Source organism: Tropicimonas sp. TH_r6 (assembly GCF_033101155.1).
Lineage (GTDB): Bacteria > Pseudomonadota > Alphaproteobacteria > Rhodobacterales > Rhodobacteraceae > Tropicimonas.
On sequence record NZ_JAWMPX010000004.1, the window covers coordinates 200,169 to 226,625 of the forward strand.

At 64.0% G+C, this 26,457-nt stretch carries 21 protein-coding genes; 17 read left to right on the plus strand and 4 right to left on the minus strand.

Translation table 11 applies throughout. The features are described from left to right. Position 1 precedes the first annotated feature (1 nt). Both R3X27_RS06475 and dnaE read right to left on the minus strand, forming a co-directional pair. On the minus strand, positions 2 to 622 hold the full coding sequence (locus R3X27_RS06475) for a hypothetical protein (protein ID WP_317708014.1): 621 nt from the start codon (positions 620 to 622) through the stop codon (positions 2 to 4). 144 nt (positions 623 to 766) lie between these two features. Beyond that, a complete protein-coding gene (gene dnaE, locus R3X27_RS06480) occupies positions 767 to 4,228 on the minus strand; it encodes a DNA polymerase III subunit alpha (RefSeq protein ID WP_317708015.1) in 3,462 nt (1,153 codons plus the stop codon). Positions 4,229 to 5,033: 805 nt separating this feature from the next. Between dnaE and xdhA the strand changes: the two genes are divergently transcribed. The 9 genes from xdhA (at position 5,034) to R3X27_RS06525 (ending at position 15,674) form a co-directional block, all read left to right on the plus strand. Next, positions 5,034 to 6,422: a xanthine dehydrogenase small subunit gene (gene xdhA, locus R3X27_RS06485; protein ID WP_317708016.1), complete on the plus strand. Its 1,389-nt coding sequence runs from the start codon at positions 5,034 to 5,036 to the stop codon at positions 6,420 to 6,422. After that, entirely contained in the window at positions 6,419 to 8,710 is a 2,292-nt protein-coding gene (gene xdhB, locus R3X27_RS06490) for a xanthine dehydrogenase molybdopterin binding subunit (protein WP_317708017.1), read from the plus strand. Before xdhA ends, xdhB begins: the two co-directional genes overlap by 4 nt. Further along, the gene (gene xdhC, locus R3X27_RS06495; RefSeq protein WP_317708018.1) at positions 8,707 to 9,642 is read left to right on the plus strand and encodes a xanthine dehydrogenase accessory protein XdhC; all 936 of its coding nucleotides are present in this window, start codon (positions 8,707 to 8,709) and stop codon (positions 9,640 to 9,642) included. Before xdhB ends, xdhC begins: the two co-directional genes overlap by 4 nt. Further along, complete coding sequence (locus R3X27_RS06500; protein WP_317708019.1) at positions 9,639 to 11,198, plus strand: ABC transporter ATP-binding protein; 1,560 nt, start codon at positions 9,639 to 9,641, stop codon at positions 11,196 to 11,198. Before xdhC ends, R3X27_RS06500 begins: the two co-directional genes overlap by 4 nt. Next, complete coding sequence (locus R3X27_RS06505; protein ID WP_317708020.1) at positions 11,195 to 12,277, plus strand: ABC transporter permease; 1,083 nt, start codon at positions 11,195 to 11,197, stop codon at positions 12,275 to 12,277. Before R3X27_RS06500 ends, R3X27_RS06505 begins: the two co-directional genes overlap by 4 nt. A gap of 226 nt (positions 12,278 to 12,503) precedes the next feature. Then, positions 12,504 to 13,436, plus strand: coding sequence for an ABC transporter permease (locus R3X27_RS06510; RefSeq protein ID WP_317708021.1), 933 nt, complete (start codon positions 12,504 to 12,506; stop codon positions 13,434 to 13,436). 36 nt (positions 13,437 to 13,472) lie between these two features. Continuing rightward, the gene (locus R3X27_RS06515; RefSeq protein WP_317708022.1) at positions 13,473 to 14,546 is read left to right on the plus strand and encodes a BMP family ABC transporter substrate-binding protein; all 1,074 of its coding nucleotides are present in this window, start codon (positions 13,473 to 13,475) and stop codon (positions 14,544 to 14,546) included. A 182-nt stretch (positions 14,547 to 14,728) separates the two neighbouring features. After that, positions 14,729 to 15,109, plus strand: a complete 381-nt coding sequence (locus R3X27_RS06520) for a hypothetical protein (protein ID WP_317708023.1) — start codon at positions 14,729 to 14,731, stop codon at positions 15,107 to 15,109. Next, complete coding sequence (locus R3X27_RS06525; RefSeq protein WP_317708024.1) at positions 15,099 to 15,674, plus strand: hypothetical protein; 576 nt, start codon at positions 15,099 to 15,101, stop codon at positions 15,672 to 15,674. The genes R3X27_RS06520 and R3X27_RS06525 overlap by 11 nt, the downstream gene beginning before the upstream one ends. Before the next feature lie 381 nt (positions 15,675 to 16,055). On the opposite strand, the gene R3X27_RS06530 is transcribed toward R3X27_RS06525, so the two are convergent. Then, positions 16,056 to 16,712 (minus strand): papain-like cysteine protease family protein, encoded by a 657-nt coding sequence (locus tag R3X27_RS06530; RefSeq protein ID WP_317708025.1) that lies wholly within the window; start codon positions 16,710 to 16,712, stop codon positions 16,056 to 16,058. Positions 16,713 to 17,115: 403 nt separating this feature from the next. Between R3X27_RS06530 and R3X27_RS06535 the strand changes: the two genes are divergently transcribed. The 4 genes from R3X27_RS06535 to dctP all read left to right on the plus strand — a co-directional run bounded on the left by R3X27_RS06535 (position 17,116) and on the right by dctP (position 21,213). Next, positions 17,116 to 17,889: a DeoR/GlpR family DNA-binding transcription regulator gene (locus R3X27_RS06535; protein ID WP_317708026.1), complete on the plus strand. Its 774-nt coding sequence runs from the start codon at positions 17,116 to 17,118 to the stop codon at positions 17,887 to 17,889. 146 nt (positions 17,890 to 18,035) lie between these two features. After that, entirely contained in the window at positions 18,036 to 18,620 is a 585-nt protein-coding gene (locus R3X27_RS06540; protein WP_317708027.1) for a TRAP transporter small permease, read from the plus strand. Then, positions 18,620 to 20,119 carry a TRAP transporter large permease gene (locus tag R3X27_RS06545; protein WP_317708028.1) on the plus strand — a complete coding sequence of 500 codons (1,500 nt, stop codon included), beginning with the start codon at positions 18,620 to 18,622 and terminating at the stop codon, positions 20,117 to 20,119. Before R3X27_RS06540 ends, R3X27_RS06545 begins: the two co-directional genes overlap by 1 nt. 35 nt (positions 20,120 to 20,154) lie before the next feature. Beyond that, positions 20,155 to 21,213 (plus strand): TRAP transporter substrate-binding protein DctP, encoded by a 1,059-nt coding sequence (dctP, locus tag R3X27_RS06550; protein ID WP_317708029.1) that lies wholly within the window; start codon positions 20,155 to 20,157, stop codon positions 21,211 to 21,213. Between the two features lie 47 nt (positions 21,214 to 21,260). Here dctP and R3X27_RS06555 read toward each other — a convergent pair whose 3' ends face one another. Further along, on the minus strand, positions 21,261 to 21,734 hold the full coding sequence (locus R3X27_RS06555; RefSeq protein ID WP_317708030.1) for a tetratricopeptide repeat protein: 474 nt from the start codon (positions 21,732 to 21,734) through the stop codon (positions 21,261 to 21,263). Between the two features lie 63 nt (positions 21,735 to 21,797). Here R3X27_RS06555 and R3X27_RS06560 point away from each other — a divergent pair, with 63 nt between their 5' ends. The 4 genes from R3X27_RS06560 (at position 21,798) to R3X27_RS06575 (ending at position 26,457) form a co-directional block, all read left to right on the plus strand. After that, positions 21,798 to 23,042 (plus strand): cytochrome-c peroxidase, encoded by a 1,245-nt coding sequence (locus tag R3X27_RS06560; RefSeq protein ID WP_317708031.1) that lies wholly within the window; start codon positions 21,798 to 21,800, stop codon positions 23,040 to 23,042. Continuing rightward, entirely contained in the window at positions 23,042 to 23,926 is an 885-nt protein-coding gene (locus tag R3X27_RS06565) for a PfkB family carbohydrate kinase (RefSeq protein ID WP_317708032.1), read from the plus strand. Before R3X27_RS06560 ends, R3X27_RS06565 begins: the two co-directional genes overlap by 1 nt. Continuing rightward, on the plus strand, positions 23,926 to 24,951 hold the full coding sequence (locus tag R3X27_RS06570; RefSeq protein ID WP_317708033.1) for a tagatose 1,6-diphosphate aldolase: 1,026 nt from the start codon (positions 23,926 to 23,928) through the stop codon (positions 24,949 to 24,951). The genes R3X27_RS06565 and R3X27_RS06570 overlap by 1 nt, the downstream gene beginning before the upstream one ends. 123 nt (positions 24,952 to 25,074) lie before the next feature. Next, positions 25,075 to 26,457 (plus strand): hypothetical protein, encoded by a 1,383-nt coding sequence (locus R3X27_RS06575; RefSeq protein ID WP_317708034.1) that lies wholly within the window; start codon positions 25,075 to 25,077, stop codon positions 26,455 to 26,457.

The window sequence follows — 26,457 nt, forward strand, 5'->3', positions numbered from 1 at the left end:
GTCACTTCTGAGACATGGCGGCCAGCTTGCCGCGATTCATCAGCAGTTGCACCCGCGACGACCCCTCGGCCGACGCATAGACATCGACAAAGACCGCCTGCTTGGAGAGCTTCCTGACGCCCCGCTCCTTGCAGGCCCGCCCGCTGCTGCCGCAGACCTTGGACCGCAACTTCGCATAGGTTCGGTCCACCTCCGCCTGCGTCGGCTTGATCCCCACGGGGCCGTAGTGAACCAGCTCGTAAAGCTCGACCGAGCCGAACATGGCAACAGCGCCGTCGAGCCTGCGCGGACAGCCATCGGAAAAGCCGGTGAGATAGAAAGCACGTCTGGTCGTGCTGCCGGGGGCGGTGTCATGGAGCTTCCACTTGCCCGGCCCCTTCTCGACAACCTTGCCCAGCGCCTTGCCGCGCACATCGCACGCCTTGGCCATCGGCCCCGAGGACGCGCGCGCCGTGGCCATCGCGCCGCTCCTGGCATCGAGCTCAATCGCCGCCGGCGTCTTCGAAGACGCCCGCAGGAATCCGAGAACACCCTTGCGCTCCTCAGCCGTCGCAGCTCCCGAGAGCAGCGCGAAGAGACAGATGGCAGCAAGACCGCGCGAAAAGACGAGCGAAAGCGGCATATTGTAATCCCCAACCAATATCCGCCTCCCGGATACAAACTGGCCTCCGTTCACGCAAGCGTGAAGGTCCGGAGCGCCCCGGCTTGGCAGATTCGTGCCGATAGGCCCCCGGGCGCACCTGGTTGGCGGTTTCGAGATCCGGGCCTATCCGCCCTCCAGCTCCTCGACATCCAGCACGCCGGCGACAGCCTTCATCGCCCCGCGCACCTGCGGACTGACAGGAAGATCCGTGCCCAGCTCCAGCGTCACCTCGCCGGGCAGGCCGGAATCGAGCAGCGTGACATGGATCGGCCCCTTGGCCCGCACCGGCCCCGCCTCCCGCGTGCGCTCCAGGATCGAGTGCAGGATCGGGATCGCCTTGCCATCATTGACAAACAGCCGGAAGCCGCCGCTCCCGCCGCCCGGCCCGCCGGAGACCGCATCGATCGAGCGCGCGCCCTTGCACAGCAGCTTGAGCTGTTCGCTCTCCGACGTCGCCTCGACCGTCAGCAGCACATTCTGCCCCGCCTCAAGGAAATCCCGCGCCTTTTCAAGCGTATCGGAGAAAACGGTCATCTCGTATGTGCCGGTCGGGTCGGAGGCCTGCACGAAGGCAAAGCGGTTGCCCTTGGCGGATTTGCGTTCCTGCTTGCCCGCGACCGACCCCGCCAGCTTGACCACCTGCGGCCCGGCCTTGACCATCTCGGAGACCTCGGCCAGCGTCTTCACCCCGCGCCGTTTCAGCATCGGCATGTAATCGTCGAGCGGGTGGCCGGAGAGGTAGAAGCCGATGGCCGCGTGCTCCTCGCGCAACCGCTCGCCGGGCAGCCAGTCTTCCATCTCGACAAGACGCGGCTCCGGCAGGTCCTCCCCTGCCTCGCCAAAGAGCGAGACCTGGTTGGAATTGCGCTGCTCGTGGATCGCCGCCGAATAGGCCACCAGCGCATCGAGCGATTTCAGCACCCTGTGGCGGTTCCGATCCAGCACATCGAAAGCCCCGGCGCGGGCCAGCATCTCCAGCGGTCGCTTGCCGACATGTTTCAAATCCACCCGCCGGGCAAAATCATACAGCGTCACGAAAGGCCCATCTGCACGGCCCTTCACGATCAGGCTCATCGCCTCATGGCCCACATTCTTCAGCGCGGCCAGCGCGTAGATCAGCTTGCCGTCCTCGACATTGAACGTCTCGATGGAGCTGTTCACGCAGGGTGCGACGATCTCGATCTCCAGCCCCCGTCGCACCTCCTCGGCATAGACCGAGAGCTTGTCCGTCAGGTGGATATCGCAGTTCATGATCCCGGCCATGAACTCGACCGGGTAATTCGCCTTCAGATACGCGGTCTGGTACGAAACCACCGCATAAGCCGCCGCGTGGGACTTGTTGAATCCGTAATTTGCGAATTTCTCCAGCAGGTCGAAAACCTCGTTGGCCTTCTTCTTGTCGACCCCGTTCTCGGCCGCACCGGTCTGGAATTTCGGCCGCTCGGCGTCCATCGCCTCCTTGATCTTCTTACCCATCGCGCGCCGCAACAGGTCCGCGCCGCCCAGCGTGTAATTCGCCATGACCTGCGCAATCTGCATCACCTGTTCCTGGTAGACGATGATGCCCTGCGTCTCTTCGAGGATATGGTCGATCAGCGGATGCACGGATTCGCGCTCCCGCGTGCCGTTCTTCACCTCGCAATAGGTCGGGATATTCTCCATCGGCCCGGGCCGGTAGAGCGCCACAAGCGCGACGATATCCTCGATACAGGTCGGCTTCATGCGCCGGAGCGCATCCATCATGCCCGAGCTTTCCACCTGGAACACCGCGACCGTCTTCGCGTTGGCATAGAGTTCGTAGGTCTTCTCGTCATCAAGCGGGATATGATCGATATCGATCTCGACCCCGCGTTTCTTCAGCAGGTCCAGCGCGTTCTGGATCACCGTCAGCGTCTTCAACCCGAGAAAGTCGAACTTCACCAGCCCCGCCTGCTCGACCCATTTCATGTTGAACTGCGTCGCCGGCATGTCCGAGCGCGGATCCTGGTAGAGCGGCACCAGCGCGTCCAGCGGCCGGTCCCCGATCACCACGCCAGCGGCGTGGGTCGAGGCATTCCTGAGCAGCCCCTCGACCTGCTGGCCATAGACCATCAGCCGGTTGACCTGCGTGTCATTCTTCGCCTCGTCGCGCAGCCGCTCCTCGCTGGCCAGCGCCTTCTCGATAGAGACAGGCTTCACCCCCTCCACCGGGATCATCTTGCTGAGCCGGTCCACCTGCCCGAACGGCATCTGCAACACCCGCCCGATATCGCGCACCGCCGCCTTGGAGAGCAGCGCACCGAAGGTGATGATCTGGCCGACCTTGTCGTGGCCATATTTTTCCTGGACGTAATGGATCACCTCCTCCCGGCGATCCATGCAGAAGTCGATGTCGAAGTCGGGCATCGAAACCCGCTCCGGATTGAGAAACCGCTCGAACAGCAGCGAGTAGCGCAGCGGGTCGAGATTGGTGATGGTCAGCGCATAGGCGACCAGCGAGCCGGCGCCCGACCCCCGCCCCGGCCCGACCGGAATATTGTGGTCCTTGCCCCATTTGATGAAGTCCGCAACGATCAGGAAATAGCCCGGGAACCCCATCGACTCGATGATCCCGAGCTCGAACTCCAGCCGCGCATTGTATTCCTCGACCGTCGCCGCATGCGGGATGACGGCCAACCGCGCCTCCAGCCCTTCATGGGCCTGCCGGCGCAATTCCTCGACCTCGTCCTTCGCAAAGGTCGGCAGGATCGGATCTCGCAGCTGTGAGACCACATGGCACCGCCGGGCGATTTCCACTGTGTTTTCAATTGCCTCCGGAAGATCGGCAAAAAGTGTGATCATCTCCTCGGGCGTCTTGAGGTAATGCTGCGGCGTCAGCCGCCGGCGCGGCTCCTGCTGGTCGACATAGGCGCCATCGGCGATGCAGATCAGCGCATCATGCGCCTCGTAGAAATTCGCCTTGGGGAAATAGACGTCATTGGTCGCCACCAACGGCAGGTCCAGCCTGTAGGCCGCCTCGACAAAGAATTTCTCCGTGAGCAGCTCCGCCTCCGGCAGCCCGTCCTCGCCCGGATGACGTTGCAGCTCGACATAGAGCCGGTCCGGGAAAGCCGCGACCATCTTCGCCAGCAGCGCCTCGGCCGCCGGTTCATGTCCGTCCCGCACCATCCGACCCAGCGCTCCGTCCGGCCCTCCGGTCAGGCAGATCACACCGTCGGAATACTGCGCCAACTCCTCCGCCGTCACATGCGGCAGAAGGTGATCCCCGCGCAGGTAGAGGCAAGAATTGAGCTTCATCAGGTTCTCGTAGCCCGTCTCGTCCTGCGCCAGCAGCACGACAGGCGCCGGCGGCACCGGTTTTTGCCCCTGCACCGCTGGCTCATATTCGAGATCGACCTGGCAGCCCATGATCGGCTGGATCCCGGCCCCGCTCGCCGTCACGGAAAATTCCAGCGCCGCGAACATGTTGTTCGTATCGGTCACGGCCACGGCCGGCATACCCATGTCGCGACACAGGCCGGGCAGTTTCTTGGTCCGAATGGCGCCCTCGAGGAGCGAGTATTCGGTGTGAAGGCGGAGATGTATGAATCGGGGGGCGCTGCTCATGCGGCGACTTTAGGCGTCGGACCCGTGCAGGAAAACCGCCCCGCTCGCGACTTCCTGTGGATATCCGGCAACCCTCTGCAATCGGACGAAACTTCCCGCCCCCCAACCGCCCCGCCACGAAATGCGGCAAGCCTCTGGCAAACCCCGCGACCGTCCAAACCGGCACGACCTAACCACCCCCCAATACGGACAGCCTGGTCCAACACATCTCAACCGGGTCTGCCAAGCCCTGCACATCCCAACCAGGCCAGCCAGATCCTACACACCCCAAACCAGATCAGCCAAGCCCCACACCTCCCAACCAGGCCAGCCAGATCCAACACACCCCAACCAGATCAGCCAAGCCCCACACATCCCAACCAGGCAAGCAGGGTCCAACGCATCCCAACCAGACCAACCAGGTCCCCTCGCACCACAACCGGGTAAACCAGCTCCAAAACACGCCAAACAGGCAAGCAAGACCCGCACCCCAACCAGCTCCGCCCCCACAGCCTTTCTCTCCCCCTTCCTGCGTTAACCTTAACGACCATTAAGGTTAACGCAGGAAGGGGGAGGCCCGGACAGAACCGCCCATCCGCTGCCCCAATCGCTCTCCGTCCGCCCGCCCATCCAATTCCGTCACATTCCCCAGCGCACCGCCCAACAATTGTGCAATCGCCCCAAGTAAAGGCGTTCCCGCCGTCCTTCGCTTGCAATAGCGCCATGTTTTGGTTTTGCTGAGGTCTGCAACAGGACCACGCGCCTTCTACGCCGCATCGGGGGCGCGCCTTGGGGAAGCCAACCCGGTACCGCGGCGGAAGACCAAATGAAGATCGCTTTTCGTCTCAACGGAAAGGTCGTGCGCGCCGATGCGCCGCCGACACGCACGCTGCTGGACTGGCTACGTGAAGAACGCGGGCTCACCGGAACGAAGGAGGGCTGCAACGAGGGCGATTGCGGCGCCTGCACGGTGATGCTGCGCGACGGCGACGGGCCGGCCCGCGCCCTCAATGCCTGCATCCTGTTGCTGCCCCAGCTCGCCGGCAAGTCGATCACCACGGTGGAAGGCCTCAGCGGACCGAATGGCGAGCGGCACCCGGTCCAGCAGGAAATGATCACCCATCACGGCAGCCAATGCGGCTTCTGCACGCCGGGATTCGTCATGTCCATGGCCACGGCCCATCTCAACGGCGCGCGCGATTTCGACGACCGCCTCGCTGGCAATCTCTGCCGCTGCACCGGCTATGCCCCCATCGTCGCCGCCGCCGAAGCCGCCGCCGACACGCCCCCGCCCGACTGGTTCGCCGCGCCCTCCGAGCCAGTACCGGAAGGGGCCCGCCCCGACGCGGGCGAGGAGGCGGGGCTGGGCCTGCCCAGCTCCTCCGACGAGCTCGCCCGCTGGTACGAAGCCCATCCCGAGGCCACGCTCATCGCCGGCGCCACCGATATCGGCCTCTGGATCACCAAGCACCTGCAGGAGATCGGCCCGCTGGCCTTCCTCTCCGGCTGCGACGACCTGCGCCATGTCGAGATCACCGACACGGAACTCCGCCTCGGCGCCATGGTCACGATCGCCGATCTCCACCGGCTCATGGCCAACCGCCATCCCGGCGTCGCCGAGATGCTGCGCCGCTTCGCCTCCGCCCAGATCCGCGATGCCGCCACCATCGGCGGCAATATCGCCAACGGCTCCCCCATCGGCGACGCCCCGCCCGCCCTGATCGCGCTCGGCGCCACGCTCCACCTGCGCAAGGGAGACACACGCCGCGCCCTGCCGCTGGAAGACTACTTCCTCGCCTATGGCAAACAGGACCGCGCCCCCGGCGAGTTCGTCGAAGCCGTCTCGATTCCCCGCCAACCCGATCACTTGCGCTGCTACAAGATTTCCAAACGCTTCGATCAGGACATCTCCGCCCTTTGCGGCTGCTTCAACATCGCCGTGCAAGAGGGCCGCGTCACCGCCGCCCGCATCGCCTTCGGTGGCATGGCCGCAACCCCGAAACGCGCAAGCGCCGTCGAGGCGGCCCTGCTCGGACAGCCATGGAACGAGGTCGGCATCGCCCCAGCCCTCGCGGCCTTCGAAACCGATTTCGCCCCGATCAGCGACATGCGCGCCTCCGCCGCCTACCGTCTCGACACCGCCCGCAATCTCCTGCGCCGCTGCCTCGCCGAAAGCACCGGCACGGCGACCAATGTGCTGGAGGTCCGCCCATGAGCGTCTCCCGCCCCCTGCCCCATGACGCAGCAGAGCAGCATGTCACCGGCAGCGCCCGCTATGTCGATGACATCCCCACCCCGGCCAATTGCCTGCACCTCGCCTTCGGCCTCTCCACCACCGCCGCCGGGCGCATCACCGACATGGATCTCGACGCGGTCCGCGCCGCCCACGGCGTCGTCGCGGTTCTCACCGCCGCCGACCTGCCGGCCCATAACGATGTCTCGCCCACGCCCGCCTTCCACGAGGAAATGCTGAGCTCCGGCGAGATCCACTATCGCGGCCAGCCGCTCTTCCTCGTCATCGCCGAGAGCCACATCGCTGCCCGCAAGGCCGCCCGGCTCGGAGAGATCGCCTGTGAAACCCGCCACCCCATCCTGACCATCGACGACGCCCTCGCCGCGGACTGGCGCTTCGAAGACGGCCCGCGCACCTATGAGCGCGGCACCCCGGAGTCCGCCATCGCCACGGCCGCGCATATCGTCGAAGGCAGCATCGAAATGGGCGGGCAGGAGCATTTCTACCTCGAAAGCCAGGCCGCGCTCGCCCTGCCGCAGGAAGCCGGCGACATGCTCGTGCATTCCTCCTCCCAGCACCCGACCGAGATCCAGCACAAGGTCGCCGAAGCGCTCGGTCAACCGATGCATTCGGTCCGCGTCGAGGTCCGGCGCATGGGCGGTGGCTTCGGCGGCAAGGAAAGCCAGGGCAACGCGCTCGCCGTCGCCTGCGCGGTCGCGGCTCAAGCCACCGGCCGCCCCTGCAAGATGCGCTATGACCGCGACGATGACATGATCATCACCGGCAAACGCCACGACTTCCGCATCTCCTACCGCGCCGGGATCGACACGCAAGGCCGCATCCTCGGTATCGAGTTCGAACAGTTCTGCCGCTGCGGCTGGGCGCAGGACCTCTCCCTGCCGGTCGCGGACCGGGCGATGCTGCATGCCGACAACGCCTATTTCCTCGACAATGTCCGGATCACCTCGCACCGGCTGCGCACCAACACCCAATCGGCCACCGCCTTCCGCGGCTTCGGCGGCCCGCAGGGCGTGCTCGGCATCGAGCGCGTGCTCGACCACATCGCCCATGAGGTCGGGCGCGACCCCCTGGAGGTCCGGCGGCTGAATTTCTACACCGAGGCCAGCTCCGACACCCCGCCCCAGCCCACACCCTATCACATGGAGGTCGAGGATTTCATCCTCGGCGCCATGGTCGAGCAGCTTGAGGCCAGCTCGGACTACACCGCCCGGCGCGCGGCGGTGGACGCCTGGAACGCGGAGAACCCGATCCTGAAAAAGGGGCTCGCGCTGAGCCCGGTCAAATTCGGCATCTCCTTCACGCTCACCCATCTCAACCAGGCCGGCGCGCTGGTCCATGTCTATAGCGACGGCTCGATCCACCTGAACCATGGCGGCACCGAAATGGGACAGGGCCTGTTCCAGAAGATCGCGCAGGTCGCCGCCGACCGCTTCGGCGTCGGCACCGAACGCGTCAAGATCACCGCCACCGATACCGGCAAGGTGCCCAACACCTCCGCGACCGCCGCCTCCTCCGGAACGGATCTCAACGGTATGGCCGTCAAGGCCGCGTGCGACGAGATCCGCGACAGGATCGCCGCAATCGTCGCGGAGCAGTTCCAGGCCGAGCCCAGCGCCGTCCGCTTCGAAGACGGACAGGTCCATGTCGGCCCTGAGTCCATCCCCTTCGAGGACGCCGTGATGGCCGCCTATCTCGCCCGCGTCAGCCTGAGCGCGGCCGGCTTCTACAAGACCCCCAAACTCGCCTGGGACCGGATCGCCGGCCGCGGCCGCCCCTTCTTCTATTTCGCCTATGGCGCCGCCGTCACAGAAGTCGTGATCGACACGCTGACCGGCGAAAACCGTATCCTGCGCACCGACATCCTCCACGATGCCGGCGCCTCGCTGAACCCCGCGCTCGATATCGGCCAGATCGAGGGCGGCTACGTGCAGGGCGCGGGCTGGCTGACCACCGAGGAGCTGGTCTGGGACGACACGGGCCGGCTCACCACCCACGCCCCCTCGACCTACAAGATCCCCGCCTGCTCCGACCGCCCGGATATCTTCAATGTCGCCCTCTGGGACGCGCCCAACCGCGAGGAAACAATCTACCGCTCCAAGGCCGTCGGCGAGCCGCCCTTCATGCTCGGCATCTCCGCCTTCCTCGCCCTCTCCGACGCCATCGCCGCCTGCGGCCCGGGCTACCCGGCGCTCGACGCCCCCGCGACCCCCGAACGCATCCTCGCCGCCGTCGAAAGGGTCCGCCCATGAGCTTCGACCTCGAAACCTTGCGCAAGGCCACCACCCGCCATGGCCGCGTCGCCCGCATCCTCGTCGCCGAGGTCAAGGGCTCGGCCCCGCGCGAACCCGGCGCCTCTATGCTGGTCTGGGAGGGCGGACAGAGCGGCACGATCGGCGGCGGACGGCTGGAATGGGACGCCGCACAGGACGCCCTCACCGGACCATGGCTGCGGAAAATCCCGCTCGGAACCGCGCTCGGCCAATGCTGCGGCGGCGCCGTCACCCTGCTCTGCGAGATCTTCGAGCAAGACACCCTGCCCGCCCCCGAAGCCGGCTGCATCGCCCGCCCGCTTCCCGGCCATCCCGCCGCAAGACCGCTCTCGGTCACCCGTCACCTCGCCCACCACCGAAACGCCGCCGCCCCCGCCGACCTCGCCCTCAGCGGCGGCTGGATCACCGAGCCGCTGAGCCAACCGCAACAGGCGCTCTGGGTCTGGGGCGCCGGCCATGTCGGCCGCGCCATCGTCACGATGATGGCGCCGCTCGAAGACTGGCGTATCCACTGGATCGACACCGCGCCCGAGCGCTTCCCGACCCCGCTGCCGCCCCGCGCAGAACAGATCGTCGCGCAGGACCCGGCCCGGCTCGCCGCCCACGCGCCGCAAGACGCCCACCACCTGATCCTGACCTATTCCCACGCGCTGGACCTCGCGCTCTGCCACGCGCTCCTGTCGCGCGGCTTCGCCTCCGCCGGGCTGATCGGATCTGCCACGAAATGGGCCCGGTTCCGCAAGCGATTGCGGCAACTTGGCCATTCGGACAGGTCCATTCAGCACATAACCTGCCCGATCGGCGATCCATCCCTCGGCAAGGCGCCGCAGGCCATTGCGGTCGGTGTCACGGCCTTGTTACTTAGAGCCGACTCAGCGAGAATCGAGACTGCCATGGACCGTCCCGCGTGACCGAACTCCTCTCCGTCCAGGGGCTGACCAAGGCCTATCCCGGTGTCGTCGCCAATGACGACGTGTCCTTCGACATTGCAGAGGGCGAGATCCACGCCCTTCTCGGCGAGAACGGCGCCGGCAAATCGACGCTGGTCAAGATGATCTACGGCCTCGTCAAGCCGGACTCAGGGACGATGCGCCTGCGCGGCCAGGCCTTCGCGCCACCCGAACCCCGCGCCGCCCGCGCCGCCGGCGTCGCCATGGTCTTCCAGCATTTCTCGCTCTTCGAGGCGCTGAGCGTGGCCGAGAATGTCGGGCTCGGCATGGAAAGCCCGCCGCCGCTCTCCCAGCTCGCCCGCGAGATCCGCGAGGTCTCCCACGCCTATGGCCTGCCGCTGGACCCCCGCCGCCTCGTCGGCGAGCTCTCCGCCGGCGAACGCCAGCGCGTCGAGATCGTGCGCTGCCTGCTGCAGGACCCGAAACTCCTGATCATGGACGAGCCGACCTCCGTGCTGACGCCGCAGGAGGTCGAAATCCTCTTCGCCACGCTCAACAAGCTGAAGGCCGAAGGCACCTCGATCCTCTACATCTCGCACAAGCTCGAAGAAATCCGCGCCCTCTGCGACGGCGCCACGATCCTGCGCCGCGGCAAGCATGTCGCCTCCTGCGACCCGCGCGAGAAATCAGCGGCCGAGCTGGCCGAGCTGATGGTTGGCGAAGCGCTGCAAGTGCCGGACCGGGCGCCGGGCACGCCGGGCGACGTGGTGCTGCAAGTGGCCGGGCTGACCTCGGTCGATGTCGCAACCTTCGGAACCAAGTTGCAGAATATCGGCTTCGAGCTGCGCGCAGGCGAGATCCTCGGCATTGGCGGCGTCGCTGGCAACGGGCAGGACGAGCTGCTCTCCGCGCTCTCGGGCGAAACGATGGGCTCGCCGGAGACGGTGCGGTTCCGCGGCAAACCGGTCGGCCACCTGCCCCCCAATGCGCGCCGCCGCCTGGGCATGTTGACCGCGCCAGAGGAGCGGCTGGGCCATGCGGCAGCGCCGGATATGAGCCTGACCGAGAACGGAATTCTCTCCGGCTGGCAGCGACAGGAGCTGACCTCCGCCGGCTTTCTCAAATGGGGCGCGGCGAAGCGCTTCGCCGAAGAGATCATCGACGCCTTCGACGTGCGCACGCCGGGCGCCCATGTCGCCGCCCGCGCGCTCTCGGGCGGCAACCTGCAGAAATTCGTCATCGGGCGGGAGATCCTGCAGCGTCCCGAGCTGCTGGTGGTCAACCAGCCGACCTGGGGCGTGGACGCGGCGGCAGCGGCGGCGATCCGGCAGGCGCTGCTGGACCTGGCCTCGAACGGCACCGCCGTCCTGGTGATCAGCCAGGACCTCGACGAGCTGCGCGAGGTCTCGGACCGCTTTGCCGCGCTCAATGCCGGCCATCTCTCGGCGCCCAGACCGATGCAGGGGCTGACGATGGAACAGATCGGCCTGATGCTCGGCGGCGCCCATGACATGGATGTCGCGGACACGTCCGGGGCCGAACATATCAAGGAAGCTTACGAGGAGGGTCACCCGTGATCCGGCTGGAAAAACGCCCCACCCCCTCGAAGGCGTGGACCTATGCGACGCCTGTGCTGGCGGTCGTGCTGACAATGCTGGCAGGCGGGCTGATGTTCGCGCTTCTGGGCAAGAACCCCTTCCTCGCCATCAAGACGATCTTCTACGACCCGATCCTCGGTGAGTTCGCCTTCTACTATCGCGGCCAGTTGCTGGTGAAGGCGGGTCCACTGATCCTGATCGCCATCGGCCTCGCCATGGGCTTCCGCGCGGGCATCTGGAATATCGGCGCCGAGGGCCAATACATCATTGGCGCCATCTGCGGCGCCGCCGTCGGCCTCGCCTTCTATCCGGCCGAGCATTGGTACATCTTCCCGCTGATGGTGATCGCCGGCGCGCTTGGCGGCCTGCTCTGGGCAATGATCCCGGCGATCCTGAAGGTGAAGTTCCACACCAACGAGATCCTCGTCTCGCTGCTTCTGGTCTACGTGGCCGAGCAGCTTCTCGCCGCGATGGCGCTCGGCGCGCTGCGCAACCCGGACGCCACCGGCTTTCCCGGCTCGCGCAACCTGCAGCAATACCCGGCCGCCTCCAATCCCGAGCTCTGGGCCGGGACAGGCATCCATTACGGTGTCGTCGCCGCGCTGATCGCGGTGATCTTCGCCTATATCCTGCTGTCGAGGCATCTCACCGGCTTCCACATCCAGCTCGCTGGCCAGTCCCCCAAGGCCGCCCGCTTCGGCGGCGTGAACCCGACCATGCTGGTCGTCTTCTGCATGGGCCTCTCCGGCGCGCTCGCTGGCCTCGCCGGTCTCTTCGAAGTCACAGGCCCCGCCGGCCAGATCGCCATCAACTTCAATTCCGGCTACGGCTTCACCGCCATCATCGTCGCCTTCCTCGGCCGCCTCCACCCCGTCGGCATCCTCCTCGCCGGACTGCTGATGGCCCTGACCTATATCGGCGGCGAAGCGGCTCAAGCCTCGCTGCAAATCCCCGCCGCCGCCATCCAGGCCTTTCAGGGCATGCTGCTCTTTTTCCTGCTCGGCGTCGACGTGCTGTCGAACTACAAGATCAAACGCGTGAAGGAGGGCGTGGCATGACCCTCCACCCGATTGAGACACAAGCCGTGCGCGCGCCAGACCGTGGGCTGGCGCTGCAACCTCGGAGGCGCGCGCTTTATCCCAGCCAGGTCCGTCAAAGCTCCGAGCGTCGCGCGCCGGCGGCAAAGCGCCAGCCCGCCGGGACGGTCTGGCGCTCGCACGGCGGCTTCGCCTTGATTCCGTGCGAACCAGCCCACCGTTCTACCGGCCAAGGAGTTCGCACCCAATGAATCTCGACTCCATCAACTGGATCCTGCTGCTCGCCTCGCTTATGGTCGCTTCCACCCCGATCCTGCTCGCCGCCATTGGCGAACTGGTCACCGAACGCGCCGGCGTGCTCAATCTCGGCGTCGAAGGCATGATGATCACCGGCGCCATCTGCGGCTTCGCCATCTCGGTCGAAACCCAATCCGCCACGCTCGGCTTCATCGCCGCAGCCCTGTCCGGCGCAGCCCTCTCGATGGTCTTCGGCTTCCTCACCCAGTTCCTGCTCTCCAACCAGGTCGCCACCGGCCTCGCGCTGACCCTCTTCGGCCTCGGCCTCTCGGCGCTGATCGGACAGGGCTATATCGGCATCAAGGGCCTGGAAATCGCAAGCCTCCACATCCCGCTCCTGTCCGACATCCCCATCCTCGGCCCGATCCTCTTCCAGCACGACCTCATGGTCTATGTCTCGATCGCCATCATCGCCGCCACCTCGGCCACGCTGAAATACACCCGCGCGGGGCTGATCCTGCGCGCCGTCGGCGAAAACCACGACGCCGCCCACGCGCTCGGCTACAAGGTCATCCGCATCCGCCTCATGGCCATCGGTTTCGGCGGCGCCTGCGCCGGGCTCGGCGGCGCCTATCTCAGCGTCGTGCGCGTGCCGCAATGGACCGAAGGCATGACAGCCGGCGCCGGCTGGATCGCGCTGGCCCTCGTCGTCTTCGCCTCCTGGAAGCCCTGGCGCATCCTGATCGGCGCCTATCTCTTCGGCGGCCTCTCCGTGCTCCAGCTCAACCTGCAGGCCGCCGGCCTCAAGGTGCCGGTCGAATATCTCTCCATGTCGCCATACCTGATCACGATCCTCGTGCTCGTGATCATGTCCTCCGGCCGCTCGCGCGCCGCGCTCAACGCGCCCGCCGAACTCGGCCGATCCTTCCACGCCTCGACCTAGAGGCTGCTGCCCAAAAACCAACACGGGAGACTACCAATGACACTCAAAACCCTCCTCGCCGGCACCGCGCTGGCGGCCAGCCTCGCAACGACGGCGCTCGCCGAAGACCCCACCAAGGTCGGCTTCATCTTCGTCGGACCGGTCGGCGATGGCGGCTGGACCTATGAGCACAATGAAAGCCGCCTCGCCGTCGAAGAGCATTTCGGCGACAAGGTCGAGACCGTCTATCAGGAATCCGTCCCCGAAGGCGCCGACGCCGAACGCGCCATGACCCAGATGGCCCTCGGCGGCGCCGACCTCATCTTCACCACCTCCTTCGGCTACATGGACCCGACCATCAACGTCGCCGCCAAGTTCCCGGATGTAAAATTCGAGCACGCCACCGGCTTCAAGCGCGCCGACAACGTCTCCACCTACTCGGCCCGCTTCTATGAAGGCCGCGCCGTGCAGGGCCATATCGCCGGCAAGATGACCAAGACCAACAAGGTCGGCTATATCGGCTCCTTCCCGATCCCCGAGGTGATCCGCGGCATCAACTCCGCCTATCTCCACGCCAAGAAGGTCAACCCGGATGTCGAGTTTTCCGTCATCTGGGTCTACACTTGGGTCGATCCTGCCAAGGAAGCCGACGCCGCCACAGCACTCATCGAACAGGGCGCAGACGTGATCCTGCAGCACACCGACTCGACCGCGCCGCTGGCCGCCGCAGAGGCCGCTGGCAACGTGATTGGGTTCGGCCAGGCCTCCGACATGTCCGAATATGCGCCAGAGCCACGGGTCTCCTCGATAATCGACAACTGGGCACCCTACTACATCGACCGGGTACAGGCGGTCATGGACGGCACATGGACGAGCGTTGACACCTGGGACGGCATCTCCACCGGCATGGTGAAGATCGGCGAAATCACCGACGCCGTGCCCGCTGACGTGAAAGCCGAAGCCGAAGCCATGGCCACCGCCATCGGCGCCGGCGAATACCACCCCTTCACCGGCCCGATCAACAAGCAGGACGGCTCTGCCTGGCTGGCCGAAGGCGAAGTGGCCGATGACGGCACGCTCGCGGGCATGAACTTCTATGTCGAAGGCATCACCGGCGAGATCCCGCAGTAAGCCTGAGAGACACTTGAGAGACTCGAAAGGGCCCGCCGATGGCGGGCCCTCTTGATTCCCTCTGAGCAGTGAAGGTGTCTTGTTGGCATCGTCGATGAGCTTTACGGAAATTCCTGTCCGCAATCTGCTGACAACTCCTGCCTTTCTGTTAAAATGCCACGAGGTCTGATTTGGGTGTAGGAATGAGCGGCAAGCAGGAACCAATCTGGAACAACTTAATCAATATTGGGTCAAAGAACGTTGCCTCTCAGAAGGTGAGAAGCGTCCTGACACCCACGCTCTGGCTGTGCGGCTTGATATCCGCGCCAACCCTCACACTGTATGGCTATTTGGGGAAAAGTGTCGACACAGTTATGGTTTTGGCGTCTATTCCCCTTGTAATTGCCGCTTATCAACTGATCTTTTTTACCCACCGCAACCCCGGACTCTTGCAATCTGAGCAGTTTCAGCTCGCAAGGATGCAGATAGATCTCGTGGGACAGTCGGGTTCGGACAACGTTATTCTCGCTGAGTACGCCGATTTTTCCGAGGATCCAACGGATGGAGAAGACGATGGAAAGTAAGCCATATATTTTTGTGTATAGCGACGACTTGGGAACTCGTGACGAACTTGTCGGCTTCTTGAACGATCAGGATGAAATTGACGCATGGCGTTACGACATGGACTATTGTTTCTACCTGCTTTCAAGCCTATCAGCCGTTGAACTTAGTAAACGAGTCAAAGCAGCGCTGGGAACTGAAAAGAGGTTTCTAATTAGTGAAGTTGGCAGTAATCGCCAAGGCTGGCTGAGCAAAGGATCTTGGGGAATTCTAAACAAGAACGCCCCTGAGAAGCTCGAAAGAGCGGACGTTCAAATCAGTCGAGAAAACTTTTCGAGTATTTCAAAAAGGTATCAGGAACTGGCTGCCAGCATATACTCTACACGCCTACGCGAAGGAGAAAACATTTTTCTCAATAAACGCGCAACGGAGGCGCGTTCAGCTTCTTCCGGTATCGACTTAATGGTTAAGAACGTCGGCGGTCGCGTTGTTATCGTGCCATCAAAAACTGACGCAAAAGAAGCCAAGTCAAAGGCGAAGCCTCGACTGCCTAGAAAAGGTTTGAGTTCGATTAGGGAAAAAAAGTGAAATAATTGGAGCGCGCGCCAAGCCGCCCCACGTTCAGATTTTTACTCCCAATGCAACCCCAAAGCGCCTTCGTGCTAGGAAAGCGCGAGCAGACCGGGCCAAGCCCGACCTCGAGAGGGCGTCCGCTCCGCTCGGGAGATGCACTTTATGGCGCAACCCACTCCAACGCTGGTTCCCGCCGCAACGTCGCAAAACGCCCTCCCGGGGGGACTGAGGCGGGATCGTGGCCCCTGATGGGGCCGCGTAAGCCGACGAAGGGGCATGGCCCGGGCTGGTCGCCCGGGCCGATAGGCGGTGAGGTCCCGCCCAAACTCCGAGCGCCGTTCCCAGCGGCAAGAAGCGCCAGCGTCACCCCACGATCAACACCAAAAGGCCATCACGCTACGCCCATCGTCCGATCCTTCTGGGCGGATATCCACGGACCAGCATGGTTCCTCGAATGCGCTTTTCGTTGAACCAACTCACAGATCCCGTTTTCTCCTGAGCATCGCCCGGGTCATTGAACACAACCGTGCCTTCGCCGGCATCGTTACAGCCGGCAACCACGACCGCATGCGCCACCCCGAACCACATCCCGGCGGCCCAGATCGGGCCATATCGGGAAAGCGTTGCAATCAGACTTGCGGAGCTGAACTCATGGTCGCTGGACTGCAGAAGCTTCAAACCTTCGAACCTGGCCAGCGTCTTGACTTCATCGACGGTGATACCGGTATTCGAAACATAGGCCGCCTCGAGCGCGATCTGCCGGGGGCCCACTTCATAGGTATATCCAATCATCATCGCCGCCGCATTCCAACAGGACATGGATTTCGCCTGCTGTAGAAGCGGAACATCATACTTGATTGATCCCAATTTCGTTCCTCCAAAAATGGCTGCACGTATTTCGCGACAGCAACAAAAAAATCTAAAAAAGGCCTTCGTACGTGTAATTTTTGCATTTTCACGGGGATCTCCCAAGAGAAATTGCACCAGGACACCAAATTCGGAGGTTTGCCGCCCTGCGATGGGTGCTCGAACCGCCGCGTTGACCTTCGCCAAAGTTGGGACGACGCCTCGGTCGCCTCCATGAAGACCGACAGGGGCGAACAACCCGCCCGGATAATGGAGAGAGGGCGCTCTGCAGTCTTTCGCCGATGACCGGCCAAACGTCCCACCTGCCCGCTATCCGGTCAAACGACCGAAACCCGGGGGCAAATCGACCGAAACTTCGGTCAGAGCCGGGATTTCGCCTTGCTTGCCCGCCCCGATTGACCGAATTCGCCTCCAAACCGGTCGTTTCGACCCGATTTTCGGTCGTTCCAGTCCCACCTTTCTTACGTTTCGACCGCTCTGAAGCCCCCAACCGCGCGCGCTTCCGTCCCAAGGCGACGTAGATTCCCTCTTTCCAAAAGCTTTCGTTTGCTGTTTCATTCGAAAGAAATGACCGGGAAAACTGTACGATATGAAAACCGGACGAAACACCAAGGCCCGCCAGCAGGCGATCCTGCGGCACCTGCACCAGAACGGACGCGCCATGGTCGAGGACCTGGCGGAGTTCTTCGAGACCACACCGCAGACCATCCGCAAGGATCTCAACATCCTCGCCGAGGAAGGCCGCGTGATGCGCTTTCATGGCGGCGCCTCGCTGCTCGCGGGCAGTGAATATACCGGCTACGAGATTCGCCAGCAGATCGCGCGCGAGCAGAAAGAACTGATCGGGCGGGCGGCCGCACAGCTCGTGCCGAACAACACAGCGATCATCATCAATGCCGGCACGACAACGGCAGAGCTTGCCCGTCACCTCGGCCTGCATTCGGGGCTGAAAGTGGTGACGGATTCCGTCTTGATCGCCAATGATACAAGGGGGCTTCCGGGGGTCGAGGTCATGGTGCCGGGGGGCGTTGTTCGCGGCTCCGACGGCGCGATCCTGGGTGAGTCCGCGGTCGAGTTCATCCGCCAGTTCCGGGCCGATCTCGCCATCGTCGGCTGTGCCGCCATCGCCTCGGACGGGGCGTTGCTCGATTTCGACCTGCGCGAGGCCGCCGTGGCCCGCGCCATCCTCGCCTCATCGCGCAATGTCATCCTCACAGCCGATTCCTCGAAGTTCGAACGCATGGCGCCGGTCTGTATCGGCCATCTCCAGCAGATGCGCACGCTTGTCACGGACAAGGCCTGTCCGGCCGAATTACGTAACCTTTGTCGCAGCCTGGGAGTTGGACTAACGCTCGCAGACTAGGCCAAGCTATGCCAGAAAGGTGATGCTGGACAGTCACGTCGCTTGACAGAAACATTCGTTTGGAACAGCATTCGACAAATTCGAAACTCAAAACGCACAATACGAACGGCGATTCTGTTTCGAATTTGATGGGGAGGAGATAGCTGGTGCTCGCATTGCTGCGTCCGCTGTGCTGGGTCAACACGCATGTACTGCGTGTTGGGCGCAGCTTGGGCTGGGTCGCCTTGGCCTTGATGGTCTTTGTCATCCTGCTTCAGGTCTTCTTTCGATATGCGCTGAACAACGCGTTGAACTGGCCCGACGAGGCCGCGCGCTTCCTGATGCTCTGGATGACCGGCCTGATGGCACCCTCCGCCTATCGCTGGGGCGGCTTCGTCGCCATCGATATGCTGCCCCAGGCGCTGCCGCGCACAGCGGGGCTGGTTCTTTCGCTTGTCATCCTTGTTCTTTCGCTTTTCGTCCTCGTGATCGGCGTTCAGCATGGCTACGAGCACACATTCGGCTTCGGTGGAAAATTCAACTCCTCTTCCTTGCGCATCCCGCTCGAGTGGGCAGGCATGGAAACGGTCAAGGTCAAACTGAAATTCATGTATATGTCGCTCTTCGTGGGGATGATCCTGCTGATCTCGGTCAATATCGAGCTGATCCTGCGCAGCTTGATCCAATTGCTTGACGAAGACGCCGAACTTCCGTCCGACGACGCCCCTGACACCTTGCAGAGTGCCGACTGATGCTCGCCCTGTTCCTCCCGCTCTTCCTGCTCTTCCTGCTTGTCGGCATGCCGGTCTTCTTCGCGTTGCTGGTGTCCCCCGGTCTTCTCCTGTGGCTGAACGGGCAGGAACGCGATCTCGCGCTGCTGTATCGCAACCTTTACAACGGGATGGACAGCTTCCCGCTGATGGCGCTGCCCTTCTTCGTGCTCGCGGGCGAGCTGATGAACAAGGGCGGGATCACCACCCGCCTTGTCGAGTTCTCCCAGGCGCTGATGGGACACCTGCGCGGCGGGCTGGCGCATGTGAACATCCTCAGTTCCATCCTCTTTGCCGGCCTCTCCGGCTCGGCCGTGGCCGACACCTCGGCGCTCGGCTCGACCCTGATCCCGGCGATGGAAAAGAACGGCTATACCAAAACCTTCGCTGCCGCTGTCACGGCCGCCTCCTCGGTTATCGGGCCGATCATCCCGCCCTCGGGCATCATGATCATCTATGCCTATGTCATGGGCGAGAGCGTCGCGGCCCTCTTCCTCGCCGGCATCGTGCCCGGTGTCATGGTCGGCGTCGGCCTGATGTTGGTCGTGCGGCTCATGGCCGACAAATACGACCTGCCCAAAGCCGAGCGCATCGTCACCAAGGGCCAGACCATCTCGCCGCTGGAAGGCAAGGTCTCCTTCGTCCTGCTGCGCCTGAACTTCGCCGGCATCCTCGTCGTCGCCTTCAACCTCATCTCCGCCGTGATCGCGGCCACCACCGGCGCCTCGCTCGCCATCAATGGCTGGCTGGTCTTCCTCGTCTTCCTGCCGATCGCACATCTGATGCTGCTGCGTCTGCGCCGCACCACCTCGGCCGATTTCCGGATCATCTGCAAGAAAGCCGTCGCGCCGCTGCAAACCCCGATCATCATTCTTGGCGGCATCCTCGTCGGCGTCTTCACCCCGACCGAAGCCTCCGCCATCGCCGTGGCTTACGCGCTGGTCATCGCCTTCTTCGTGCTGCATTCGATGAAGCTCTCCGACCTGCCTGCAATCATCACCAAGGCCGCGCTCTCGGCCGCGACGGTGCTGCTGCTGGTTGGCGCCGCCGTCTCCTTCAAGACCGTTGTCTCGCTGAGCCATGCGCCCGAAACCATGGCGCATTTCATCCTCGGCCTGTCCGAGAATCCGCTGATCCTGCTCTTCCTGATCAACATCCTGCTCTTCATCGTCGGCATGTTTCTCGACGCCGGCCCCGCGATCATCATCCTCGGCCCCATCCTCGGACCGATCTTCGTCGATCTCGGCGTCCATCCGGTCCATTTCGCCATTATCATGTCGGTGAACCTGACCGTGGGCCTCGCCACGCCGCCTATGGGGCTTGTGCTCTTCGTGGCCTCGGCCGTGTCTGGCGAGAGAGTGGAGGCCATCTCGAAAGCCATCCTGCCATTCCTGGCCGTCGAAGTCGCGGTGATCTTCCTGATCACCTATTTCCCGGCCATCTGCATGACGATCCCGCGTCTGACCGGGTTCGTGCAATAAAAGAATTGAATGCTCTCAAAGGGAGGAAAGAAAGCATGTTCGGAGCAACCATCAAGACCCTGACGGCGGCCGCCATTCTGGCGGGGTCGACCATCGCGGCTTCAGCGGCGGATTACACGCTGCGCGCCACCGCGAACTCGAACGAGAATGACGAGGATTATGACGGGCTCGTCGTCTTCAAGAACTATGTCGAAAGCGCTTCCAACGGCGCCATCGAGGTCGAGCTCTTCATCGGCACCCAACTTTGCGGCAACGGCGCCGAGTGTCTCCAGGGCGTGGCCGACGGCTCTGTCGACATCTACATCTCCACCTCGGGCGGCGCCTCCGGCATCTTCCCCTATGTGCAGGTACTCGACCTGCCCTACCTGATGTCCTCGGACCGTATCGCCGAATCCGTACTTCAGGGCGACTTCACCCGCACCATGCGCGAGATGGCGCTTGAGGATTCCGGCGGCATGATCCGCCTGATGACCATCGGCAACACCGGCGGCTGGCGCAACTTCGCCAACACCAAGCGCCGTGTGCAGGGCCCGGCCGACATGGAAGGCCTCAAGATCCGCACCGTCGTGGCCGACTTGCCGCAGGAGCTGGTCAAGGCGCTTGGCGCCTCGCCGACCCCGATCCCGTGGCCCGAGCTCTTCACCTCTTTCCAGACCGGCGTGGTCGAAGGCTCCAAGAACGGCATCACCGACATCATGGGCATGAAATTCCCCGATGCCGGGCTGCAATATGTGACGCTTGACGGTCACGCCTACATGGGCGCGCTCTGGTGGATGAACAACGCCAAGTTCATGGAGATGTCCGACGAGCTGAAAATGGTCGTGAATGACGGCTTCTATGCGCTTCAACAGGCAACCTTCGCCTCGCCCAAGCGCAAGTCGATCCAGGCCTATGAAGACTTCGTGGCCGGTGGCGGCGATCTCTACGTGCCGTCTCCCGAAGAAAAGGCCGCGTTCAAGGAAGCCGCAGCCCCCGTCTATGACTGGTTCAAGGGCAATATCGATGGCGGAGAGAAGATCTTCGACGCGCTGACCGCTGCCGTGGCCGAGGTCGAGGCAGAAATCGCCGAAGCCAACGCGATGGATCTCAAGTAGTCCACTCTCGTCCGGAGCCCCGCCGGGGCTCCGGACCCCGCGGCCGCCTACCGGAACGGGTAGAGCCACACACGATAGTCATCAATCAAGATATGGGCATGTTCGATTTGGTCGGGCGTCATCTTCTTTACGACTTCTTCCTGAGAAATCGCGGCATCGGGGTCCCCTCCGATGGCGGAGAGGGCGTACCACATATAGGCGCGCACGAGATCCGGCGCGGGCATACCCCGGCCGACCTCGTAATACCAGCCGATGCCGGATTGCGCCCCCGCGTGGCCCTTGAGCGAGGACCGAAGATACCACTCGAACGCCCGCACATCGTCCCGCTCGACGCCCAGCCCGCTGGCATACATGACCCCGATCAGCTCCTCGGCCTCCGCATTGCCCGCCCGCGCCGCCGGCAGAAGCTCTGCCATCGCCTCCGGGTATTTCTGCGCATCCATCAGATCGCGCGCCGTCTCGATCTCGGCCAGCGCCGGGCTGGTGACGCAAAGGGCAAGGGCAAAACACAGGCGTTTCATGGCATCCTCCTCGGGCTGGCGCTCTGCGCCGTCGGCGCCCAAGCAAGCGAGCTTCCGCGCCAATTGCAAGCCTCCGATTTCCCGACCTTTCCGCCCGAACAGGTGAAGCTCGGCCAGTTCCTCTTCTTCGACCCGATCCTCTCGGGCAATCGCAACATCTCCTGCGCCACCTGCCACAGCCCGGACCACGGCTCCGGGGACGGCCTCCCGCTTGGTATCGGCGAGGGTGGCCACGGTGTTGGCCCCAAGCGAAATGCCGGGGCGGGCGAAGACCGCATCAAGAAGCGCATCCCGCGCAATGCGCCCGCGCTCTGGAATCTCGGCGCGACGGACATCCACACGATGTTCCATGATGGCCGCCTGCATGTCTCCGATCTCTATGGCAACGGTTTCAACTCCCCGGCGCAGGAATGGCTGCCCGACGGGCTGGAAAGCGTGCTCGCCGCGCAGGCGCTCTTCCCGATGACCTCCGAGTTCGAGATGGCCGGGAACCCGAAGGAAAACCAGGTCGCCGGCGCTGTCTATGACCGGATCGACAATGTCTGGCCGATCCTCGCCAAGCGTGTCCGCGTGATCCCGGACTATGCCGAGATGTTCATGGCCGCCTACGCCGATGTCGAAAGTCCGCTGGACATCAATATCGTCCATATCGCCAATGCAATTGCCGCCTTCGAAGCGACCGAGTTCCAGAGCTTCGACAGCCCCTTCGACGCATTTCTCGCAGGCGACGAATCTGCGCTGTCCCCCGAGCAAAAAGCCGGCATGGCGCTCTTCTACGGAGACGCCGGCTGTGCGGCCTGCCATTCCGGCCCGCTCTTCACGGATCAGGAATTCCACGCCATCACGCTCCCGCATTTCGGCCCCGGTCGCACCCGCCAATGGGACCCGATTGTCCGCGATGTTGGCCATATGGGTGTCTCCGACCGGATCGAGGACGCCTATCGCTTTCGCACGCCCTCCTTGAGAAACGCAACCCTGACAGCCCCTTACGGCCATAACGGCGCCTATGCGACGCTGAAGGGGATCGTTCGTCATCACCTCGACCCCGACGCCGGCTTCGCCAATTGGTCGCCGGACGAGGTGCAATTGCCCGACGTGCCCTGGCTCCAGAAAGCCGATTTCATCCCGCTTCAGGACAAGCGCGAACGCGAAAGGCAGGCCGCGGCGGGCGATCTGGAACCGATCTCGCTCAGCGATGCAGAGGTCGACCAGATCATCGCTTTCCTGCAAGCCCTGACCGGCACGGATTCGATCAAGGGTCGTCTCGGCCGCCCGGAGAGCGTCCCCAGCGGATTGGAGGTGGATTGATGGCTGACATTCTCGTCCTCGGCATGGCGGCGGTGGATTTCGTTCTTTCCATGGACAGTTTCCCGACCGAACCTACGAAATACCGCGCCAAGGCAGCCGAAATCGTTGGCGGAGGCCCAGCCGCCAATGCCGCCGTCGCCATCGCCCGCCTCGGCGGCATTCCCAGTTTCATCGGCCGGCTCGGAGACGACCCGCTGGCCGATCTTGTGCTGAACGACCTCGAAGCGGCTGGCGTCTCGACCCAAAATGTCCATCGCGCCCCCGGTGGCCGCTCTTCCTTCTCCTCGGTCTATATTGACGCGACAGGCGAACGGCAGATCATGAATTTCCGTGGCGAGGGGCTGACGGAGGAAACCGGCTGGATGTCCGCCCTCCCGCCCGCGCGCGCCGTACTCGTGGACACACGCTGGCCGGACGGCGCCGCCACCGCGCTGGACCTGGCGCGACGCTGGGACGTGCCCGGCATTGTCGATGGCGAGGCCCCCATCGACCCGCGCCTGCTGGAAAAAGCCAGCCACCTTGCCCTTTCGGCGCAGGGGCTGGCCTCGCTGGAGCCGGGCGACGACCTCGCCGGTGCCCTCGCCCGCCTCAAAAGCCGCATCCCCGGCTGGGCCTGCGTCACCGACGGCGCGAATGGCGTCTGGTACACGGGCGAGACCGGGATCTCGCATATCCCGGCCTTCCGCGTCGAGGTGGTCGACACGCTCGCGGCGGGCGATGTCTGGCATGGCGGCTTCGCGCTCGCCCTCTCGGAAGGCCAGCCCGAGGCGCAGGCGATCCGCTTCGCCAATGCCACCGCCGCTTTGAAATGCATGAACTTCGGAGGCCGCACGGGCACCCCTGCCCGCGACGCCGTCCTGACATTCCTCAAGGAGTACGACTGATGGAACTCTCTCCCGGCAAGCTTTGGGGCCTGCGTCGCATGGCCGACGAGACCGGTATCTTCAAGATGACCGCCACCGACCAACGCCCGCCCATCAAGAACCCGATCAAGGCGCATCTCGGCGTGGACGAGGCGCCCTGGGAAGAGGTCGCCCGCTTCAAGGGGCTGCTGATCGAGACGCTGCAGGCGCAGTCGACCGCGCTTCTGGTCGACCCGCATTTCGCCATTCCCTACGGGATCGACACGCTGAACCCGGCCAAGGGCCTGATCGTCACGCTTGAGGATTCCGTCTTCACCGAGACGTCCGGCGGGCGGATCAGCTCGGATATCGACGACTGGACGGTCGCCAAGATCAAGCGCATGGGCGGAGACGCGGTGAAGGTTCTGGCCTGGTACCGGCCCGATGCCGAAGCTGACGTTGTGCAGGCTCAGAACGACTATGTAAAACGCATCGGCGAGGAATGTGCCCGCTACGACATCCCCTTCCTGCTGGAAATGCTGGTCTACCCGCTGGCGAAAGACGCCCATCAGACCAAGGACTACGTGGAGATGAAGGGCAAGAAATCCGACGACGTGCTGGCCACGGTCGAGGAGTTCGCCAAACCCGATTACGGCGTCGATGTCTTCAAGCTCGAAAGCCCGGTGAACGCTGAAGATGCTGACGGCTCGGCCGAGGTGCAGGCGATCTTCGACGAGATGGGCCGGCTGGCGGGCCGCCCCTGGGTCATGCTCTCGGCAGGCGCAGGGAAACCGGAATTCCGCAAGGTGCTGGAACACGCCTTCGCAGCGGGCGCGTCCGGGTTCCTCGCCGGTCGCGCCATCTGGCTCGACGCGTTCCAGTCCTATCCCGACTGGGCGGCCATCGAAGCCGGCCTGCGCGGCGAGGCCTGCGATTACATGGCGGACATCTCGGCGCTGGCCGACGCAAAGGCCAGCAACTGGGCGCAACATGCCTGCTACGGGACCGGCGGCGCACGGTTCACACCCGCCGATGCCAGCTTCCGCCACGGCTATGACGCGTTCTGAGGCGGCAAGCGTGACACTCGGCTCAGCAATTCAAACAGTGCTACATAAGCCAGGTCGGCGCTGGCCTGGCGCCTTCGGCGTGATCCCGGACCAGGGCGCGCAACTCCAACTCGAGGCCAGATCATGAAAATCGGCATCCTTCCTCTCGGACGCCCCACTTTCGACGTCCCCTTCGCGGAAGAAAAACTCGCCGCGATGCTCGCCGCGCTCGACGCCACCGGCCATGAGATCATCGGTCCGCGCCGCCTCCTCTTTGACGAGGAGGCCACCCGCGCCGCCATGGCCGAGCTCACGGCCGGAGGGATCAACCATCTCCTGCTCCTTCAGGTCACCTTCACCGACGCCTCCATGGCGGTCGCCGCGGGCAATGCCTTTGACCAGCCGCTGTCGATCTGGGCCGTGCCCGAGCCGCGTCTTGGCGGACGCCTGAGGCTCAACGCCTTTTGTGGGCTCAACCTCGCGTCCCACGCGCTCGGTCTCAATCAGCGCAAGTTCTCCTGGCTCTATGCCGATCCTGAGGGCGACATTGCCGAGGAGCTGGGCGATCTTCTCGCCGGCAACCGGCAAGCGGGACGGCTGGAAGCTGAACCCGTCCTCAAGCGCAATGAAGAGGGAGCCCGCGTTGCTGCCGCTCTCAAGGGTCAGAAAATCGGCCGCATCGGCGAACACCCGGTTGGCTTCGACACCTGCGCTTATTCCGCCGAAAAGATCGAGGCACTGGCCGGGATCGGTGTCGATGTTCTGGCTCTGGACGATCTCTTTGACGCGGCGAAAGCGGTGCCCGCCAGCACGGCGGTCGAGCTGCGCGCCGAAGCCGAAGCGGACGTTTCCGGGCTGGAGAAGGTCGACCAGACCGAACTCGACCGCTCGCTCAAGCTCAAGGCCGGGCTCGACGCGATCCGGAAAAAGGGCGGCTACAGCGCCTTCGCCATCCGCTGCTGGCCCGAGACCTTCACACAATATGGCGGCGCGGTCTGCGGCCCGGCGGCGATGCTGGGCGAAGGAAAGGTGCCCTGCGCCTGCGAGGCCGATGTCTATGGCGCGCTCACGCAGCTCATCCTGCTCGAAGCCGCACAGGCGCCGGTCTTCCTCACCGACCTCGTCGATATCGACGCGACCGACAATACCGGCGTGGTCTGGCATTGCGGGCAGGCCCCGATCTCGATGCGCGACGACACGGTCGAGCCGACGGCGACCGTGCATACGAACCGCAAGCAGCCGCTGCTCTACGAGTTCCCGCTGAAACCCGGCCCCGTGACCTTCCTGCGCATCTCGCAAAGCTTCGGGGAGCCGAAAATGGTGCTGTCCTTCGGCGAGATGCTGCGTCGCCCGATGGCCTTCACCGGCACGTCGGGCGTTGTCCGCTTTGAATGGCCCGCCAGCGACATGCTGGCCGACATCATCGACAGCGGTCTCGAACATCACATGGCGCTGGCCTATGGCGACCACCGCGCGACACTCCGCGCTGTGGCCGCCGAGCTGGGCCTGCCCCTTCTGGAGTTGTAA

What these genes read in the sequence shown, in the direction of transcription:
- R3X27_RS06570 (WP_317708033.1), top strand. Translation starts at nt 23,926, where the DNA reads ATGGAACTCTCTCCCGGCAAGCTTTGGGGCCTGCGTCGCATGGCCGAC.
- R3X27_RS06535 (WP_317708026.1), top strand. Translation starts at nt 17,116, where the DNA reads ATGAAAACCGGACGAAACACCAAGGCCCGCCAGCAGGCGATCCTGCGG.
- R3X27_RS06520 (WP_317708023.1), top strand. Translation starts at nt 14,729, where the DNA reads ATGAGCGGCAAGCAGGAACCAATCTGGAACAACTTAATCAATATTGGG.
- xdhA (WP_317708016.1), top strand. Translation starts at nt 5,034, where the DNA reads ATGAAGATCGCTTTTCGTCTCAACGGAAAGGTCGTGCGCGCCGATGCG.
- R3X27_RS06575 (WP_317708034.1), top strand. Translation starts at nt 25,075, where the DNA reads ATGAAAATCGGCATCCTTCCTCTCGGACGCCCCACTTTCGACGTCCCC.
- dctP (WP_317708029.1), top strand. Translation starts at nt 20,155, where the DNA reads ATGTTCGGAGCAACCATCAAGACCCTGACGGCGGCCGCCATTCTGGCG.
- dnaE (WP_317708015.1), bottom strand. Translation starts at nt 4,228, where the DNA reads ATGAGCAGCGCCCCCCGATTCATACATCTCCGCCTTCACACCGAATAC.
- xdhB (WP_317708017.1), top strand. Translation starts at nt 6,419, where the DNA reads ATGAGCGTCTCCCGCCCCCTGCCCCATGACGCAGCAGAGCAGCATGTC.
- R3X27_RS06545 (WP_317708028.1), top strand. Translation starts at nt 18,620, where the DNA reads ATGCTCGCCCTGTTCCTCCCGCTCTTCCTGCTCTTCCTGCTTGTCGGC.
- R3X27_RS06510 (WP_317708021.1), top strand. Translation starts at nt 12,504, where the DNA reads ATGAATCTCGACTCCATCAACTGGATCCTGCTGCTCGCCTCGCTTATG.
- R3X27_RS06515 (WP_317708022.1), top strand. Translation starts at nt 13,473, where the DNA reads ATGACACTCAAAACCCTCCTCGCCGGCACCGCGCTGGCGGCCAGCCTC.
- R3X27_RS06525 (WP_317708024.1), top strand. Translation starts at nt 15,099, where the DNA reads ATGGAAAGTAAGCCATATATTTTTGTGTATAGCGACGACTTGGGAACT.
- R3X27_RS06565 (WP_317708032.1), top strand. Translation starts at nt 23,042, where the DNA reads ATGGCTGACATTCTCGTCCTCGGCATGGCGGCGGTGGATTTCGTTCTT.
- R3X27_RS06555 (WP_317708030.1), bottom strand. Translation starts at nt 21,734, where the DNA reads ATGAAACGCCTGTGTTTTGCCCTTGCCCTTTGCGTCACCAGCCCGGCG.
- xdhC (WP_317708018.1), top strand. Translation starts at nt 8,707, where the DNA reads ATGAGCTTCGACCTCGAAACCTTGCGCAAGGCCACCACCCGCCATGGC.
- R3X27_RS06475 (WP_317708014.1), bottom strand. Translation starts at nt 622, where the DNA reads ATGCCGCTTTCGCTCGTCTTTTCGCGCGGTCTTGCTGCCATCTGTCTC.